Origin of the sequence: Kribbella amoyensis, from assembly GCF_007828865.1 — a bacterium.
Lineage (GTDB): Bacteria > Actinomycetota > Actinomycetes > Propionibacteriales > Kribbellaceae > Kribbella > Kribbella amoyensis.
In genome coordinates, this window is record NZ_VIVK01000001.1 from 4,750,130 (window position 1) to 4,765,561 (window position 15,432).

General features: G+C 69.9%; 15 protein-coding genes. 7 read left to right on the plus strand and 8 right to left on the minus strand.

Annotated features, from left to right (window positions below; translation table 11 throughout):
• Positions 1-24: 24 nt before the first annotated feature.
• The gene (locus FB561_RS22305; protein WP_238334972.1) at positions 25-618 is read left to right on the plus strand and encodes a TetR/AcrR family transcriptional regulator; all 594 of its coding nucleotides are present in this window, start codon (positions 25-27) and stop codon (positions 616-618) included.
• A gap of 12 nt (positions 619-630) precedes the next feature.
• Positions 631-1,095, plus strand: coding sequence for a VOC family protein (locus FB561_RS22310; RefSeq protein WP_145809807.1), 465 nt, complete (start codon positions 631-633; stop codon positions 1,093-1,095).
• A 97-nt stretch (positions 1,096-1,192) separates the two neighbouring features.
• Here the strand turns inward: FB561_RS22310 and FB561_RS22315 are convergent, their stop codons facing one another.
• Together FB561_RS22315 and FB561_RS22320 are read right to left on the minus strand one after the other, a co-directional pair.
• On the minus strand, positions 1,193-1,840 hold the full coding sequence (locus FB561_RS22315; protein ID WP_145809810.1) for a GntR family transcriptional regulator: 648 nt from the start codon (positions 1,838-1,840) through the stop codon (positions 1,193-1,195).
• Entirely contained in the window at positions 1,837-2,556 is a 720-nt protein-coding gene (locus tag FB561_RS22320) for a maleate cis-trans isomerase family protein (protein ID WP_202880701.1), read from the minus strand. Before FB561_RS22320 ends, FB561_RS22315 begins: the two co-directional genes overlap by 4 nt.
• Before the next feature lie 46 nt (positions 2,557-2,602).
• On the opposite strand from FB561_RS22320, the gene FB561_RS22325 reads away from it, so the two are divergent.
• Positions 2,603-5,569 carry an FAD-binding and (Fe-S)-binding domain-containing protein gene (locus FB561_RS22325; RefSeq protein WP_145809813.1) on the plus strand — a complete coding sequence of 989 codons (2,967 nt, stop codon included), beginning with the start codon at positions 2,603-2,605 and terminating at the stop codon, positions 5,567-5,569.
• An 8-nt stretch (positions 5,570-5,577) separates the two neighbouring features.
• Here the strand turns inward: FB561_RS22325 and FB561_RS22330 are convergent, their stop codons facing one another.
• Positions 5,578-6,051: an ArsR/SmtB family transcription factor gene (locus FB561_RS22330; protein WP_145809815.1), complete on the minus strand. Its 474-nt coding sequence runs from the start codon at positions 6,049-6,051 to the stop codon at positions 5,578-5,580.
• Positions 6,052-6,110: 59 nt separating this feature from the next.
• Here FB561_RS22330 and def point away from each other — a divergent pair, with 59 nt between their 5' ends.
• The gene (gene def, locus FB561_RS22335; protein ID WP_145809817.1) at positions 6,111-6,734 is read left to right on the plus strand and encodes a peptide deformylase; all 624 of its coding nucleotides are present in this window, start codon (positions 6,111-6,113) and stop codon (positions 6,732-6,734) included.
• Positions 6,735-6,774: 40 nt separating this feature from the next.
• Here the strand turns inward: def and FB561_RS22340 are convergent, their stop codons facing one another.
• From FB561_RS22340 to FB561_RS22355, 4 genes are read right to left on the minus strand one after another with little or no spacing between them, the layout of a single operon-like run.
• Positions 6,775-7,953, minus strand: a complete 1,179-nt coding sequence (locus FB561_RS22340) for a M20 family metallopeptidase (RefSeq protein ID WP_145809820.1) — start codon at positions 7,951-7,953, stop codon at positions 6,775-6,777.
• 15 nt (positions 7,954-7,968) lie between these two features.
• Complete coding sequence (locus tag FB561_RS22345; RefSeq protein WP_238334973.1) at positions 7,969-9,174, minus strand: aminotransferase-like domain-containing protein; 1,206 nt, start codon at positions 9,172-9,174, stop codon at positions 7,969-7,971.
• Positions 9,175-9,178: 4 nt separating this feature from the next.
• Positions 9,179-10,366 carry a M24 family metallopeptidase gene (locus FB561_RS22350; protein WP_145809822.1) on the minus strand — a complete coding sequence of 396 codons (1,188 nt, stop codon included), beginning with the start codon at positions 10,364-10,366 and terminating at the stop codon, positions 9,179-9,181.
• Complete coding sequence (locus FB561_RS22355; RefSeq protein ID WP_238334974.1) at positions 10,367-11,050, minus strand: maleate cis-trans isomerase family protein; 684 nt, start codon at positions 11,048-11,050, stop codon at positions 10,367-10,369. It abuts the gene before it with no gap.
• Between the two features lie 768 nt (positions 11,051-11,818).
• On the opposite strand from FB561_RS22355, the gene FB561_RS22360 reads away from it, so the two are divergent.
• From FB561_RS22360 to FB561_RS22370, 3 genes are read left to right on the plus strand one after another with little or no spacing between them, the layout of a single operon-like run.
• Positions 11,819-12,997, plus strand: a complete 1,179-nt coding sequence (locus FB561_RS22360) for a D-2-hydroxyacid dehydrogenase (RefSeq protein WP_238334975.1) — start codon at positions 11,819-11,821, stop codon at positions 12,995-12,997.
• 33 nt (positions 12,998-13,030) lie between these two features.
• Positions 13,031-14,467 carry an amidase gene (locus FB561_RS22365; RefSeq protein ID WP_272952557.1) on the plus strand — a complete coding sequence of 479 codons (1,437 nt, stop codon included), beginning with the start codon at positions 13,031-13,033 and terminating at the stop codon, positions 14,465-14,467.
• Positions 14,464-14,964, plus strand: coding sequence for a DUF3830 family protein (locus FB561_RS22370; protein ID WP_145809829.1), 501 nt, complete (start codon positions 14,464-14,466; stop codon positions 14,962-14,964). Before FB561_RS22365 ends, FB561_RS22370 begins: the two co-directional genes overlap by 4 nt.
• A gap of 6 nt (positions 14,965-14,970) precedes the next feature.
• Here FB561_RS22370 and FB561_RS22375 read toward each other — a convergent pair whose 3' ends face one another.
• The gene (locus FB561_RS22375; protein ID WP_170284740.1) at positions 14,971-15,414 is read right to left on the minus strand and encodes a class I SAM-dependent methyltransferase; all 444 of its coding nucleotides are present in this window, start codon (positions 15,412-15,414) and stop codon (positions 14,971-14,973) included.
• Between the last annotated feature and the right edge of the window lie 18 nt (positions 15,415-15,432).

The window sequence follows — 15,432 nt, forward strand, 5'->3', positions numbered from 1 at the left end:
TACGGCGTACAAATAATTCGAACTGTGGTAAGGCAGCCGTCCGGAGGGTGGCGTGAGGCTCGGCGGGAGGGCGCCCGGGCCGCGGTACTGGCGGCTGCCTGGGAGCTGGTCCGCGAGGACGGGCTGACCGCATTGTCCCTGCGCGAACTGGCCAAGCGGGCCGGCATCACCACGCCGACGGTGTACGCGTACTTCGAGTCGAAGAACGCGATCGTCGACGCGATGTTCGCCGAGGCCGCGCGGACGTTCGCCGATCTCAAGGCGGCGCTGCCGACGACCGACGACCCGCGCCAGGACCTGCTCACGGACGCGCGGGCGTTCGTCGAGTTCGGCGTGTCCGACGTCCCCCGGTACCAGCTCCTGTTCCAGCACTCCGTCCCCGGTTTCGTACCGTCGGCGGAGTCGTACGAGCTTGCGGTGCGCGCCCTCGAGGCGACCCGCGGGCTCCTCGCACGCAACGGCGTGCACGACCAGCGGCACCTCGACATCTGGACCGCCGTGACGACCGGTCTGGTCGACCAGCAGGTCGCGAACGACCCGGGCGGCGACCGGTGGACCCGGCTCGTCGACGACGTGGTCCGGATGTTCCTCGCGGAGTTCGCGAGACCCAGTTCCTGAAGGGGGCACCCGATGTCCACCACGCCCACGAACCCGCCCGCGCCGAGCACTGTCAGCCCGGCCCGGTTGCACCACCTCGCGTTGACCGTCACCGACCTGGACGCCAGCGTCCGCTGGTACGGGGAGGTTTTCGGCGTTCATCCGGTGATGGACGTCCCGCATCCGGGCGGCGTCGGGCGGATCCTCGCCGACCCCGACCAGCAGCTGATGATCGCGCTGCATCACCACGACGCGAACGACGGCCGGTTGTGCGCGGAGATCCGGACCGGACTCGACCACGCGGGTTTCAGCGTCCCGACCCGCGCCGACCTCGAAGCCTGGCAGGACCACCTCGAAGCGCACGGCGTCGTCCGGGCCGAGACGGCCGACAAGCCGCTGACCCAGTCACCGATCGCCGACGAGCCGTACGCCTCGGTGCTGGTGTTCCGCGATCACGACAACATCCAGCTGGAACTCTTCGCCCCGATCCAGCCGTAGCTCGCCGGACGGTGCGCGTCGTCCGGGCGGCGCGTTCCGGTACACCCGGACAGCGCGCGTTCGCTCGACGGCCGCGCGCTGGTCGTACTGGCGGCGGTCAGCGGGTGGTGAGGCGCTCGATGGCGTCGTCCATGTGGGCCATCACGAGCTCGTCGGTGAGTTGGAGGTCGCCGGCGCGGATGGCGGTGGCGAGGGCCCGGTGTTCCTCGACGCGGACCTCGGACGCGGAGTAGGTCTCCTCGAGGGCGTGGATGCACATCCGCGTCTCGGTGATGAACGTCTGGTGGATGCGCGACAGCCGCGGGCTGCGGGCGAGCTCGACCAGCCGCTCGTGGAACGTGATGTCGACCTCGCCGACCTCGGCCGGCGTGATCGCGGCCGCCATCCGGTCGACGACGAGGAGCAGCTCGTCGCCGGCCGCGGCGTGGTCGTCGCCTTCGAGGATCTTCCGGGCGGCGGCGCGCTCGACCGCCTCGCGGGCCAGGTACATGTCGCGGACGTCCTCGGGCGTCATGTCGACCACGAACAGCCCGCGGTTGCGAATGGCGACCAGCAGCCCTTCCTGGGTGAGCCGCTGCATGCCTTCGCGCAGCGGCCCGCGGCTGACCCCGAGCTTGCGGGCCAGGTCGGCCTCGCCCAGCTGGGTGCCGGGCTTCAATTCCCCGTGGCCGATGGCCTGGCGCAGCTTGTCGGCGATGATGCTCGGCGTCGACTGCTGAACCAGCGGCTCGATGAAGTTTGTCACTGTTGCTCTCCAAAGAGTGATCCCAACCCTGGGAGAGAAGGTACCGGGCCCGCCAGCTGAAGCCCCTTCCAGACCGTCACCTGGTTCGCGGTGAGGACCGGTTTGCCGACCGCGGCCTCGAGTTCGTCGACGATCGCCAGTGTGTGCATCGCGGTGTCGGGCACCAGGATCGCCTCGGCGTCCGGGTGGTCGGCCGCCTTCACCATCGAGATCACCTGGTCGGCCGCGAGCGTGCCGACCTCGGCCGCGGTGATGATCCCGTGGCTGCCCATCGACACCACCTCGGTCCCGCCGGCGGTGAGGAACCGGACGAAGTGACCGGCCACGTCCTCGGGGTACGAGGCGGCGATGGCGACCTTGGTGAGGCCGAGATGGTTCAGCGCGTCCACGAACGCGATCGAGGTCGACGAGGCCGGCGCACCGACCGCGGCCGCGACGCCGGACGCCTGGTTGCGCGCGCCCTCGGGACCGAAGACGAAACTGCCCGAGGTACAGGCCCACATCACCGCGTCGGGTCGCTCCGCCGCGAGCTCGGCGGCGCCGTCGGCCAGACGTTCCGCGCGGCCGAGGTCGAGCAGCGCGTCCACCCGGTGGGCGTCCTCGCCGACGGAAGTGATCACCACCGGGAGCCGGACCGCACCGTCCAGTCTGGCCTCGAGGGCCGGGTAGTCGTCTTCCGCGCTGTGACCCGGGTAGAGGAGGCCTACTGTGACCATGCTGTCTCCCTGGATGATCGACAACGAAATAGGTAGATTGTCGACAATGTTAACCCCAGCTGCGTACGACGTGACCGGTCTCGCCCGCGAGCTGCGGGGGAACCTTCGTGGCACGGTCGGCGACGACACGAGAAGCCGGGCCTTGTACGCGGCCGACGGGTCGAACTACCGCGATGTGCCCGATGTCGTCGTGGTCCCGGCGGACCAGGACGACCTCGCGACCGCGGTCCGGCTGACCGCCGCCGCGGGTGCTCCGGTGACGCTGCGCGGCGGCGGTACGTCGATGGCGGGGAACGCGATCGGTGGGGTGGTGATCGACGCCTCCCGGCACGTGAACCGGATCCTCGGCATCGATCGGGAGGCCCGGACCGCGATCGTGGAACCGGGGGTCGTGCTCACCCATCTGCTGGCCGCGGCTCGGCCCTACGGGCTCGCGTTCGGCGCGGATCCGTCGTCGGGGAGTCGCGCGACGCTCGGCGGGATGATTGCCAACAATGCGTGCGGCGCCCACTCGGTCGCCTGGGGGACGACGGCCGACAACGTCCGCTCCCTCGACGTTCTCCTCGCCGACGGGACCCGCTGCACCTTCGACGCGGGACTCGCCGGATCGGCAGAGGAGGTTGCTCGGTACCGGGAAGGGTTTGCTGGGCGGGGTGGGGCGGAGGGGGAGCTGCATCGGCGGTTGCAGGGGTTCGTCGATCGGAACGAGCTGATCATCCGGCGGAGGTTCGGGCAGTTCACGCGGCAGATCTCCGGGTACGCGCTGCACCGGCTGCTGCCGGGGAACGGGTACGACGTCGCCGGGCTGCTCTGTGGAAGCGAGGGCGGGTTCGCCGCGACTCTGCAGGCGACCGTTGCACTGACTCCGTTGCCGGCGGCGAAGGTGCTCTGCGTGTTGGGCTTCGCCGACTCGATCTCGTCGGCGGACTGCGTGCCCGTGGTGCTGCGGCACGGCCCGCTGACGATGGAGTCGATCAACCTCGACCTCGTCGAACGGCTTCCTTCCGAGGTTCGCGACGCCGCGGTCGAGGCCGGGCTGCCCGCGGGACAGGCCTGGTTGCTGGTCGAGATGGGCGGTGAGGACGAGGCGTCGGCCGCCGTTGCCGCGCGGAAGATGCTCGAGGAACTCCGCGATTCCGGCTCGCCGGCGTCCGCCTCGCTCGTCACCGATCCTGGTGCTCAGAGCGTGCTGTGGCGATGCCGTACCGACGCGGCCGGCCTCGCGACTCGCCGGGCCGACGGCGCCGAGGCCTGGGGCGGATGGGAGGACGCCGCCGTACCACCGGAGCGGCTGGGCGACTACCTGCGCGGGCTCGACGAGGTACTCGGGCAGCACGGGTTGTCGGGCGCGTCGTACGGGCATTTCGGCGAGGGCTGCATGCACATGCGGATCGACTTCGACCTGCTCAGCCGCCGCGGGCTCGCGACGTACCGGGACTTCGTCGAACAGGCGACCGACCTCGTCGTCTCGCTCGGCGGCTCGGTGTCCGGCGAACACGGCGACGGCCGGGCGCGTTCGGAGCTGCTCGCCCGGATGTACGGCGAGGACGGGGTGCGGCTGCTCACGGAGATGAAGGACATCTGGGATCCGCGCCGGGTGATGAACCCTGGTGTGATTGTCGACCCTCTTCCGGTCGACGCGGGGATCAGGCACGACGGTCCGGCGAAGGATCGCAAGCTGCTGACCGTGTTCGCGTATGCGGACGACAATCACGACTTCGCGCAGGCGCAGCGGCGGTGTGTCGGGATCGGCAAGTGCCGCCAGACGTCGGGCGGGGTGATGTGCCCGAGTTATCAGGTGACGCGTGAGGAACTGCATTCCACCCGCGGCCGGGCGCATCTGCTGTGGGAGATGCTCGAGGGCGACCTGGTCACGGACGGCTGGCGGTCGACCGAGGTCCGCGATGCGCTCGACCTCTGTCTGTCGTGCAAGGGCTGCCAGTCGGACTGCCCGGTGAACGTGGACATGGCGACGTACAAGGCGGAGTTCACGCATCACCACTACGCGCGGAGGCCGTGGGCGCGGCCGTTGTCGCATTGGTCGATGGGGTGGTTGCCGGTCTGGTCCCGGATCGCGTCGCGGGCGCCGCGGATTGTCAACAAGGTGACGAAGTCGGCGCTGGTCAAGAGGCTCGGAGGTATCGCAGAGCAGCGTGAGGTGCCGGCGTTCGCCGAGCAGAGCTTCACCGACTGGTTCGTTGCCCGAGGCAACTCCCAGCCGAGCCAGGACGCGATGGCCGGCCGCCGCGGCGCCGAGGGCCAGGGCGGTGAGGTGCCGGGCGGCGAGGTCGGGGGTGGCAAGGGGCGGGTGGTGTTGTGGCCGGATACGTTCACCAACTACTTGGCGCCGGAGATCGGGCGGGCCGCGGTCGAGGTGCTGGAGGCTGCTGGGTACGAGGTGGTGCTGCCCGAGAAGCCGGTGTGTTGTGGGCTGACCTGGGTTTCCACCGGGCAGTTGGGGATGGCGAAGACCGTGATGGAGCGGTCGCTGCGTGCGCTGGCTCCGCACCTGGCCGCCGGTACGCCGATCGTCGGGTTGGAGCCGAGTTGTACGGCGGCACTACGGCAGGACGCGCCCGAGCTCCTTGAGGGGAGCAAGCTCGCAGTCGCGGCGGCGGCTTCGACGTACACGTTCGCGGAGTTCCTCGACCAGGCGGAGTGGAAGCCGCCCCAGGTCGGGGGAGAGGCGCTGGTGCAGACGCATTGTCATCAGCATGCGGTGCTCGGGTTCGACGCGGATCGGTCGGTGATGGCGGCGGCCGGGATCAAGGCGGTCGTGCCGGATGCGGGGTGTTGTGGGCTCGCGGGGAACTTCGGGTTCGAGCGGGATCACTACGAGGTGTCGAAGGCGGTGGGGGAGCGGGTCCTCCTGCCGGCGGTGCGCGAGGCCGACGAGCAGACGGCGATCGTTGCCGACGGGTTCAGTTGCCGCACCCAGATCACCCACGGCACGACCCGACACCCACTCCACCTCGCCCAACTCCTCGCCGACGCCCTCGACCGTGACGAGTAGGAAAGGTCCTACTCCTGGATGGGGAAGGCACGGATGATGACTGCTGTGGGGGTTGTGTCTTTGGGGATCGGGATCGTCCTGGTGAAGTCGTGGAGGACTCGGTGCAGGCGGGCTCGGAGTTCGGTGAGTTGGCCTTCGGTCAGGGCGACGACCTCGCTGAAAGCGAAGTCCTGATCGTCCGACGACTTCTGCTGCAGCCACGACGCGTACGCGACGTCCTCCAGTTCGCGGTTCAGCGACGCCTGCGTGGTCGGGACCCGGCGCCACGGTTTCACCCGGCCGGTTGCTTCCGGATCCGGCTCGATCAGGCCGAGTACTTCCAGTCGGCGGAGGTGGAACGAACAGGACCCGGTGCTCTCACCCAGCTCCTTCGCCGCGAGGGTCGACGTGGTCGTGCCGTCGCGGTCGATCAGCTCGAGCAGAGCGTCGCGCAGCGGGTGGCCGTGCACGGGACCTCGCCGGCTCGACCTTCGGATAGGCACGTGGACAACCCTAGTCGCAGATTTTGCAAAGAGCCAGCTTTGCAAAGTACGGTCTTTGCATGCCGACCTTCGTCCAGGGCCGTCCGGTCCGTCGTCTGCCCGAGCTCACCGACGAGATCCGGCGGGGTACGCCGCTGCGCATCACCGAGTACGGCGAGGAGATCCTGCACCGGCCTTGCCGGGAGGTGACCGAGTTCGGCGCCGAGCGGTGGGCGGGGATTGTCGACAATCTGTTCACGACGATGTGGATCGCCGAGGGCTGCGGCCTGGCGGCGAACCAGGTCGACCTGGACGCCCGGTTGTTCGTGTACGACCTGACCGACGAGGACGGGGTTCGGCATCTCGGGCACGCGTTCAACCCGCGCGTCGAGGCGGCGTCCGGGTTCTTCGGTGACGAGGACGCGAGCGAGGGATGCCTCTCGGTCCCGGGAGCGAGGGCGCCGCTCGCACGTCCGGCCAGGGCGACCCTGCACGCGTTCGACCTGGACGGCCGCCCGTTCACGCTCGAGGCCGCGGGCTATTTCGCCCGCTGCCTCATCCATGAGACCCAGCACCTCGACGGCACCTTGTACGTCGACCACCTCACGCCGGCTGACCGAGAGCGTGCACTCGCGGAGTCCGCGGTACGCCGGGACGAGGTCTTCGAGGAACGCGCAGCACGACAGCAGCTGCTCGGCAAGTAGCAGTCACGCCCCGACCGGTTCTCGCACCAACACCAAACCCTCAGCCCAGCAGGCGCAACGCGGTCAGGACGTAGGTGCGGGTGGCCACGAGAAGGTCGTCCACGGCAACGGATTCGTCGGCCCGATGTGCCTGCGTCGTCACCGAACCGGGGCCGAGGACAACGACCGGTACGCCGAGATCGCGCGCCACGAACCCGCCGTCACACGCGGCCGTCCAACCACCGAGCGGCAGACCCGGACCACCAGCAGCCGACAGCGCGGCGTCCGTGGCCCGGACCAGCTCGGCATCGGCCGGAGTCTCGAAGGCGGGCATCTCCATCGGCATCACCAGGTCGACGGTGAGGCCACGATCCTCCAGCCGCAGCGCCGCGACCCGGGTGCGTAGATCGTCGAGCACGGCGGCCGGTGATTCGCCCGGCAACAACCGGCGGTCGGCGACGATCACGCACTCAGCCGGCACGATCGAGCCGCCCGTACCGCCGTCGATCCGGCCGACGCTCCAGGTGGCCGGGCCGAGCAGCGGATGGGGGCTCTCGGCAAGTTCCGCGTGCAGGCGTTCGATCTCGGCGACGACCGCGGCCGCGCCGTAGATCGCGTTCGCGCCGTCGCCGGGGTTGCCCGCGTGGCAGGCGCGACCGTGCACCTCGACCCGCAGGTACGAGTCGCCGCGCGCGCCGATGATCGTCTGCAGGTCGGTCGGTTCCGCGGTGATGCAACCGAGGAACGGGCGCCGCGTGGTCTCGACGTACGCGCGGATGCCCTTGCCCGTCTCCTCCTCGTCCACCAGGGCGGCGAGCTCGATCGGCCCGCTCAGCCGGGCGCCGCGCAGTACGGACATCGCCGCCAGCGAAGCCGCGAGACCGCCCTTCATGTCGGAGGCGCCGCGACCGTACAGGCGACCGTTCTCCAGGACGCCGCCGAACGGATCCTTCGTCCACCCGTCCCCGATCGGAACGACATCCGTATGGCCGAGCAGGAGCAGGCCGGGACCGTCGCCGCCCTCGACCGTGATGCTGAGGTTGGACCGGCCTGGTTCGACGACGGTCTCGACCACATCCAGGTCGAGTTTGCGGGCGGCGTCGCCGAGGACCGCCACCGTCGCGGCCTCGTCGCCCGGCGGGTTCTGCCCAGTAGCCCTGAGCAACGACTGGGTCAGGTCGACGAGCCAGGCCTCGTCGATGGTGTCGAGCACGGCCTGCTCGGCGGAGGAGATGGTCACGCGGTCACCTCAGGGTCAGGATTTGGCGAGGAGATCGACGGCACGGCGAAGGCGGCGGACGCCCTCGTGGATGCGATCCGGGGGAGTCGAGGCGAAGCACAACCGGAGCGCGTCCGTGAAGCGGCCGCTGGGGGAGAAGGCCGAGCCGGGGATGAACGCGACCCCCTCGGTCAGCGCGACCGGGAACAGCTTCTCCGCGTCGACGCCGTTGTCCAGCGTGACCCAGAGGAAGAACCCACCCTCCGGATCGGTCCATCGCGCGATGTCGCCGAAGTGCTCGCGCAGCGCCTCGTGCATGGCCTCCTTGCGCCGCTTGTACTCCGCGCGCTGGGTGACCAGGTGGTCCTCCAGATGGCCGCCGGTGAGGAACCCGTGCAGGAGCCGTTGCGCGGGCAGGTTCGTACAGGTGTCCATCGCCTGTTTCGCGTTGATCAGCAGCGGCTGCAACTCGGGCACCGTGTCCACCCAGCCGACCCGGAGGCCGGGGGCAACGATCTTCGAGAACGTGCGGACCGCGAACACCAGCGGATCACCGGCACCGAGTTCCCGCAACGTCGGCAACGGGTCGCCTTCGAACCGGAGCAGCCCGTACGGGTCGTCGTCGAGCACCATCGAACCCCACTCGCGCGCGAGGTCGAGGAGGCGGTGCCGTCGTTCCAGCGAGAGGGTAGCGCCGGACGGATTCTGGAACGTGGGGATCGTGTAGATCGCCTTCGGGACGCGCCCGGCCGCGGCGACCAGGTCGGCCAGCGCGTCCACGTCCATCCCGTCGTCGTCGACGGGGACCTCGAGCAGTGTGGCGCCGTACGAGAGGGCGGTCGCGCTGCCGTTCGTATAGGTGGGGGACTCGACCACCACCAGGTCGCCCGGGTCCACGAAGATCTTGCAGAACAGGTCGAGCCCCTGCATCCCGCCGGCCGTGATCGTCAGCCGATCCGCGGTGGTCTCGTCGCTGGTCCCGCGCAGCATCTCCAGCAACGCGGCGTGCAACGGCGGATCGCCCTCGGTCGCGGCGTAGTCGTACGCGTCGGACTTGCTCAGCTCGACCTCGGCGATCCCGGCCAGGATCTCCGACGGGACCGCCTCGGCCGCCGGGCTGCCCATCGCTAGCCGAACGATGTCGTGCGACTGCTTGTGCAGCAGCGACGTACTCGAGTCGATCACCGATCCGACAAGCCCGGCGGCGCGTTCGGCGTACGGGAGTTTCACCCTGGTCGGCACTTGGTTACCTCCTGATGGTCAGTTCGTGCGGAAGATCGGTCAGGCGTTCCACCCCGGTCCGGGAGACGACGACGGGCTCGGACAGTTCGTAGCCCCAGCCGTCCATCCACATCCCGAGGATGACGTGGAACGCCATCCCGGCCGCGAGTTCGGTCGTCTCGGCCGGGCGCAGGCTCACGGTCCGTTCGCCCCAGTCGGGCGGGTACCCGATCCCGATCGAGTACCCGATCCGTGATTCCTTGCGCAGCCCGTGCGCCCGGATCACGTCGTCGAACGCCCGGTGCACGCTCTCGGCGGTCACCCCCGGGCGGATCGCTTCCAGCGTGGCCCGCATGCCCTCGGCAACCACTTTGGCCGTCTCGGTCAGGCGGTACGGGGGTTCGCCGAGCATCACCGTCCGGGCGAGCGGCGCGTGGTACCGGCCGAAGACACCGGCCAGCTCGATCGTGGTCGCGTCGCCCTGCCGGAACGGGCGATCGGTCCAGGTCAGATGCGGGGTACCGGCCGCGTCGCCGGTCGGCAGCATCGGCACGATCGCGGGGTAGTCGCCGCCGTGTTCCGGGGTCCCGATCGCCTGGGCCGCGAGGATCTCGGCCACCAGGTCGCACTGCCGCCGGCCGGGGATCAGCTGGTCGCAGGCGATCCGCATCGCGCGTTCGGCGATCGAGCCGGCGATCCGGAGTTGCTGGAGCTCGTGCGGCGACTTGACCAGCCGGACCCAGTTCACCAGCTCGGCCGAGTCGACCAGCCGGTGCCCGGGCAGCCCGTTGCTGAGGGCAAGGTACGCGCGGGCCGAGAAGAAGTGCGCGTCGCCCTCGAACCCGACCAGCTCGCCCTTCGGGATCAGCTCACGGGCGATGGCCGCGATCCAGTCGAACGGGTGCACGTCGGGCCGGTGGACGAGCTCCTCGGGGTACCCGTGGATCTGCTCGGCCCGGAGGTTGCAGGTGAAGGCCGCCCCGGCCGCGTCCATCGCCCGCGCGAACAGATGCGGCTCACCGTCGAGCGGTACGACGAGGCACTGCGGTGTGTAGAAGGACCAGGCGTCGTACCCGGTGAGGTAGAAGAGGTTCGCCGGGTCGGCTACGACGAGCGCCCCGAACTGGTGTTCCCGCATCCGCTCGCGCACGCGCCGCAGCCGATCCGCGTACTCCCCGGCGTCGACCGCCTGGATCAGGATGTCGGCAGGCATTCACCGCTCCAGCAGACGTTGGCCAGGACCGACGGCCTTGCGCCCGGCGAGCGTCAACGCGGCCCACATCGTGACCTGGTTCGCGGTCAGCACCGGCTTGCCCAGATCCGCCTCGAGCGCGGCGATCACGTCGTACGTGGGCAGATTCGTACAGCTCACGAAGACGGCCTCGGCGTCAGGCGTGTCCGTGTCGCGGACCAGGTCGATCGTGGTCGCGTACGGCACCGTCCAGATCTCGGAGGTCAACCCGAGCCCGGCGGTCGCGACGACCTCCACCTCGGCCTCCGCGAGGTACGCGCCGAGGCCGTCGGTCAGGTCCTCGGTGTACGGCGTGACGGCGGCGATCCGGGTGATCCCCAGATGCCGGAGCGCGATCAGGAGGGCCCCGCTCGTGGTGACGCCGGCGGGAGCACCGGCCTCCTCCATCGCGGCGACCAGGGCCGCCTCGCCGGACAGCCCACCGATGAAGCTGCCCGAGGTACACGCGTACGCGGTGACGAGTGGCGAGACCGCGAGGACGTCGATCGCACCACGGGCGACCAGGGCCGGCTCGGAGATGTGCATGGCCATCTCGACGGTCGCGGCGAGCGGCACGTACGGCATCCGGGTCAGGTAGAGGCTGACGTCGTCCGGAACCCAGCGCCACAGCTCCCGGTCCAGCGCGAAGTCGTAAGGGGCAACCACCCCGATCCCCGTCTGCAGTAGCGGCGGACCCGAACCAATTGAAGGCAAACCACTCACCCCCACCCGATCAGAACCAATCCCAGCTCCCGAGCCGCCCGCGGCCTGACGCCGCCCTGCAGGCGGACGCACGTGCGGTGAGTCGAGCTCAGGTTCAGCAGGCCAAACAGCCCGCAGCACAGCAGGCTCCACAAGATGCAGAACCCCAGACCGAGCAACCCCAAGCCCAGCCGTCACCCCACCCCCACCAACCACACCCTCATGCCCATCTGAAGCTCCAACCGGCGCAGCACCGGGCAGGGCTCCGGCCACAGCTCCAGCCACAGCTCCAGCCTGGGCACCCGGCGCGAGACCAGGTACAGCTCCCGCCGTGACACGCGGGACAGCTCCAGGCGCAGCCTCGTTCGCCGCAGCCGTCGCCTGCCCTCCAGCCGACGCTTCCGTCGAAGCCTCCGTCGCCGCGTCGACCGTTTGCGCCTCGGTTCCTGCACCGGACCGGGTCGGGGGTGCTGTCCGGGTGGACGGGTCGGGGTGGGGTGCGAGGGGCGCGGCTGTTCCCGGGCGGATCCGACGGGGAGCGCGGAGACGGCGGTGTGCCGGCGCGGTGGGCTCAGGGTGCTCCGAGGCCGCTTGCAGAGCGGCGGAGTCTTGGCCGGCCGCGGCGGGGGTGCCGGGGTGAGCTTCGGTCATGGGACTCAGTGTGGGGTCCTTGGCTGGCGTCCAGCAAGGGATTGTTGACAATCCTACGGATCGATTCCTAGCCTCGAACGTGTGCCGACGACCACGGGCCGTGAGGGCCACGACAGGGCGGACCGTGGTGTGCGGTCCGTCGTAGCCGTGTTGTGCGAGCGGGCCACGGATCGGCCCCCAGGGCTTGAGGATCTGGAGTCGCTCGGCGTCGTGTTCCGGTACTGCGACGCCGCCGGATTGGCCGAGGCGGTCCGCGGTGCTCGGGGGCTGATGTTGTGGGACTACTTCTCGACGGCGCTCCGTGACGTGTGGCCGGATGCCGGATCGGTGGAGTGGATCCACGTCACGGCGGCCGGTGTCGACACGTTGCTCTTCGACGAACTGCGGGACTCCGACGTGGTGGTGACGAATGCCCATGGAGTCTTCGACCGGCCGATCGCGGAGTACGTGCTCGGCGCGGTGATCGCGCACGCCAAGGACTCACGGCGCGGTTACGAGTACCAGCGGCGGCACGAGTGGCGGTATCGGGAGACCCGGAGTGTCGCCGGTTCGCGGGCGCTGGTGGTCGGTACCGGTGGGATCGGGCGGGAGATCGCCCGGTTGCTGCGGGCCGTCGGGACGGAGGTCCGCGGCGTCGGCCGGACGGCGCGATCCGGGGATCCCGACTTCGGCGAGGTGGTTGCTAGTAGCAACCTTGCCGGCGAGGTCGGGTGGTGCGACCACCTGGTGCTGGCGGTGCCGTTGACCGAACAGACGCGGGGGTTGGTGGACTCGGCCGTGCTCGCGGCGATGAAGCCGGATGCGCAACTGGTGAATATTGCTCGCGGTCCGATTGTCGACAACGCGGCGTTGCTGGCGGCGCTCGAGGACGGGCAGCTCGCGGGGGCGACGTTGGACGTGTTCGACGAGGAACCGTTGCCGGCCGATCACCCGTTGTGGGACGCGCCGAACCTGACGATCACGGCGCACATGTCCGGCGACGTCGTGGGCTGGCGCGAGGTGCTCGCCGCCCAGTTCGCCGAGAACGTCCGCCGCTGGTTGGCGGACGAGCCGCTCCTGAACGTCGTGGACAAGAAGCTCGGCTACGTCCCCGGACCAGTACCTCCGAACGCCTCGGCAGGCGATGCGTCGACAGCGGATGCCGCCGGCCCGGCCGGGGGTCGCGCGAGGGCCGGCAGGACAGGAGAGTCCGGGTCTGAAGATTCCGGGCGTGGTGGTGGTGGGGTGGGGGCTGGTGGGATCGGCGTCGGGTGGGGGTGACGGGTCGGTCGTGCGGTGGTCTTGCGGGGGTCGGTGAGGGTTCGACGGTGCTGGAGGTTTGGGTTGAGGGTTCCGCAGGCTGTTGAGTTGGTGGCCGAGTATCGGCTCGGGACGGTGTCGCCGGTGGAGGCGACCAGGGCTGCGCTGGAGGCGATCGAGCGATTCGGCGAGCGGGTGAACGCCTTCGTGCTGGTGGACGCCGAGGGTGCTCTGGCCGCCGCGAAGGAGTCGGAGTCCCGGTGGCGGGCAGGGGAACCACTGGGTCCCGGTGACGGGGTACCGACCTCGATCAAGGACGCCCTCTGGACCCGCGGCTGGCCGACGTTGCGCGGCAGTACCTTGATCGACGAGGCCGGACCGTGGGACGAGGACGCGCCTTGTGTCGCGCGGTTGCGGGAGACCGGCGCCGTGATCCTCGGCAAGACCACCACCCCGGAGTACTCGTGGAAGGGCGTCACCGACTCGTCCAAGTTCGGTGCGACGGGCAACCCGTGGGATCCGGCGAAGACGAGTGGTGGATCGAGCGGTGGTTCGGCGACCGCGGTCGGGCTCGGGATGGGGGCGTGGTCGGTCGGGACGGACGGCGGTGGATCGGTGCGGATCCCGGCGGCGTTCACCGGGACGGTCGCGCTCAAACCGACGTACGGGCTGATCCCGCTCTTCCCGCCGAGCGCGTTCGGCACGTTGTCGCACGCGGGACCGATGACGCGGACCGTGAAGGACAACGCGGCCCTGCTCGACGTGATCAGCGGGTACGACGCGCGCGACTGGTCCGCGATGCCGACCCCGATCTCCTCGTTCCTGGACGGCCTGGACGACGGGGTCGCCGGGCTGCGGATCGGGTTCTCCCCGGATCTCGGGTTCGTCCGGAACGACCCCGAGGTGGATGCCGCGGTCCGCGCCGCGATCGACGTACTCGCCGACGCCGGCGCGAAGGTCGACGAGGTGGATCCCGGGTTCGCGGATCCGATCGAGGCGTTCAACGTGCTCTGGTTCTCCGGCGCGGCGAAGGTCCTCCAGGGGTACGGCGACGCCGTGGGCGACAAGGTCGATCCGGGACTCCGGCGGACCGCCGAAGCCGGGGCGGACTACACCGCGTCGGACTTCCTCGACGCGACCGCGGTCCGGATGGAGCTCGGCCGGTTGATGGGCCAGTTCCACCGGACGTACGACGTGCTGATCACGCCGACGCTGCCGCTGGCGGCGTTCCCCGTCGGGCAGGACGTACCGGACGGATCCACCTCGCCGGACTGGACGAGTTGGACGCCGTACACCTACCCGTTCAACCTGACCCAGCAGCCCGCGTTGAGCGTGCCGTGCGGGTTCACGTCCGCGGGGCTGCCGATCGGGTTGCAGATCGTCGGCGCCCGGCATGCCGACGCGCTCGTCCTGCGGGTCGGCCAGGCGTACCAGGCCGCGACCGACTGGCACGACCGTACTCCCGTACTTCTGGCTGAGGAGGCTCGATGAGCAGGTACATCACGGTGTCGCTGGACAAGCGCGGGGTGAGCGGGGTCGCCCGGTTGCTCGACGACGCGGCGCCCCGGACCTGCGCGGCGGTATGGGACGCGTTGCCGTTGAGCGGTCAGGTGTTCCACGGGAAGTACGCGCGGAACGAGATCTACACGTTGCTGCCCGGGTTCACAGCGGTTGCCCCGGGCAAGGAGAACACCACGGTGACGCCGATCCCGGGCGACCTGTGCTGGTTCTCGTTCGACTCCGACGACCTGGGCAACCCGGCGTACGGGTACGAGAACACCACCGGGACCGGGACGACCGGCGCGATCGTCGACCTGGCGCTGTTCTACGGCCGGAACAACCTGCTGATCAACGGGGACCAGGGCTGGATCCCGGGCAATGTCTTCGGCACGATCGTCGAAGGGCTCGACGAACTGGCCGCCGCCTGCCAGGACCTCTGGATGGGCGGCGTCCGCGGCGAGACCCTCAGCTTCACCCGCCGGGACTGAGAATCGTCAGGGCGCCTGCGCGGTGACGCCGATGCCGTGATCCGCACTGAGGGTCTCGACGTCGGCGAAGCCGGCCGTCCGGCAAGCCTCGGCGACTTTCGGCGTGATGCGGTCCGAGCCGGTCGGGCCGTCAGCGCCGTAGAGAATGAACAACCGGCCGCCTGATCGAAGTGCTCGGCCCAGTAGTTGCAATTCACGCTGGGCCGAGCCGACCCAGAAGAGATTCACGTTCACACAAAAGGCTTTGTCGAGCTCGCCGTCGACCAGGTCGAGGTCGTTCAGCGCGACCTGCCGGACGGCGAGCCGGCCCGACGAGACCGCCGCGCGATTGCGATTGGTCGTCCGCGTGACGGCGACAGGTGAGCGGTCCGTCGCGAGGAGATGCCCGCGCGTGAGCCGGGCGCAGACGAGTTCGGCGGCCACGCCCGGGCCGCAACCGATCTCCAGCAAGCGCTCCGCGGGCTGTGG

Bases quoted from the DNA above. Each gene is read 5' to 3' on its own strand.
- FB561_RS22310 (WP_145809807.1), top strand. From the start codon at position 631: ATGTCCACCACGCCCACGAACCCGCCCGCGCCGAGCACTGTCAGCCCG.
- FB561_RS22320 (WP_202880701.1), bottom strand. From the start codon at position 2,556: ATGGTCACAGTAGGCCTCCTCTACCCGGGTCACAGCGCGGAAGACGAC.
- FB561_RS22325 (WP_145809813.1), top strand. From the start codon at position 2,603: ATGTTAACCCCAGCTGCGTACGACGTGACCGGTCTCGCCCGCGAGCTG.
- def (WP_145809817.1), top strand. From the start codon at position 6,111: ATGCCGACCTTCGTCCAGGGCCGTCCGGTCCGTCGTCTGCCCGAGCTC.
- FB561_RS22350 (WP_145809822.1), bottom strand. From the start codon at position 10,366: ATGCCTGCCGACATCCTGATCCAGGCGGTCGACGCCGGGGAGTACGCG.
- FB561_RS22370 (WP_145809829.1), top strand. From the start codon at position 14,464: ATGAGCAGGTACATCACGGTGTCGCTGGACAAGCGCGGGGTGAGCGGG.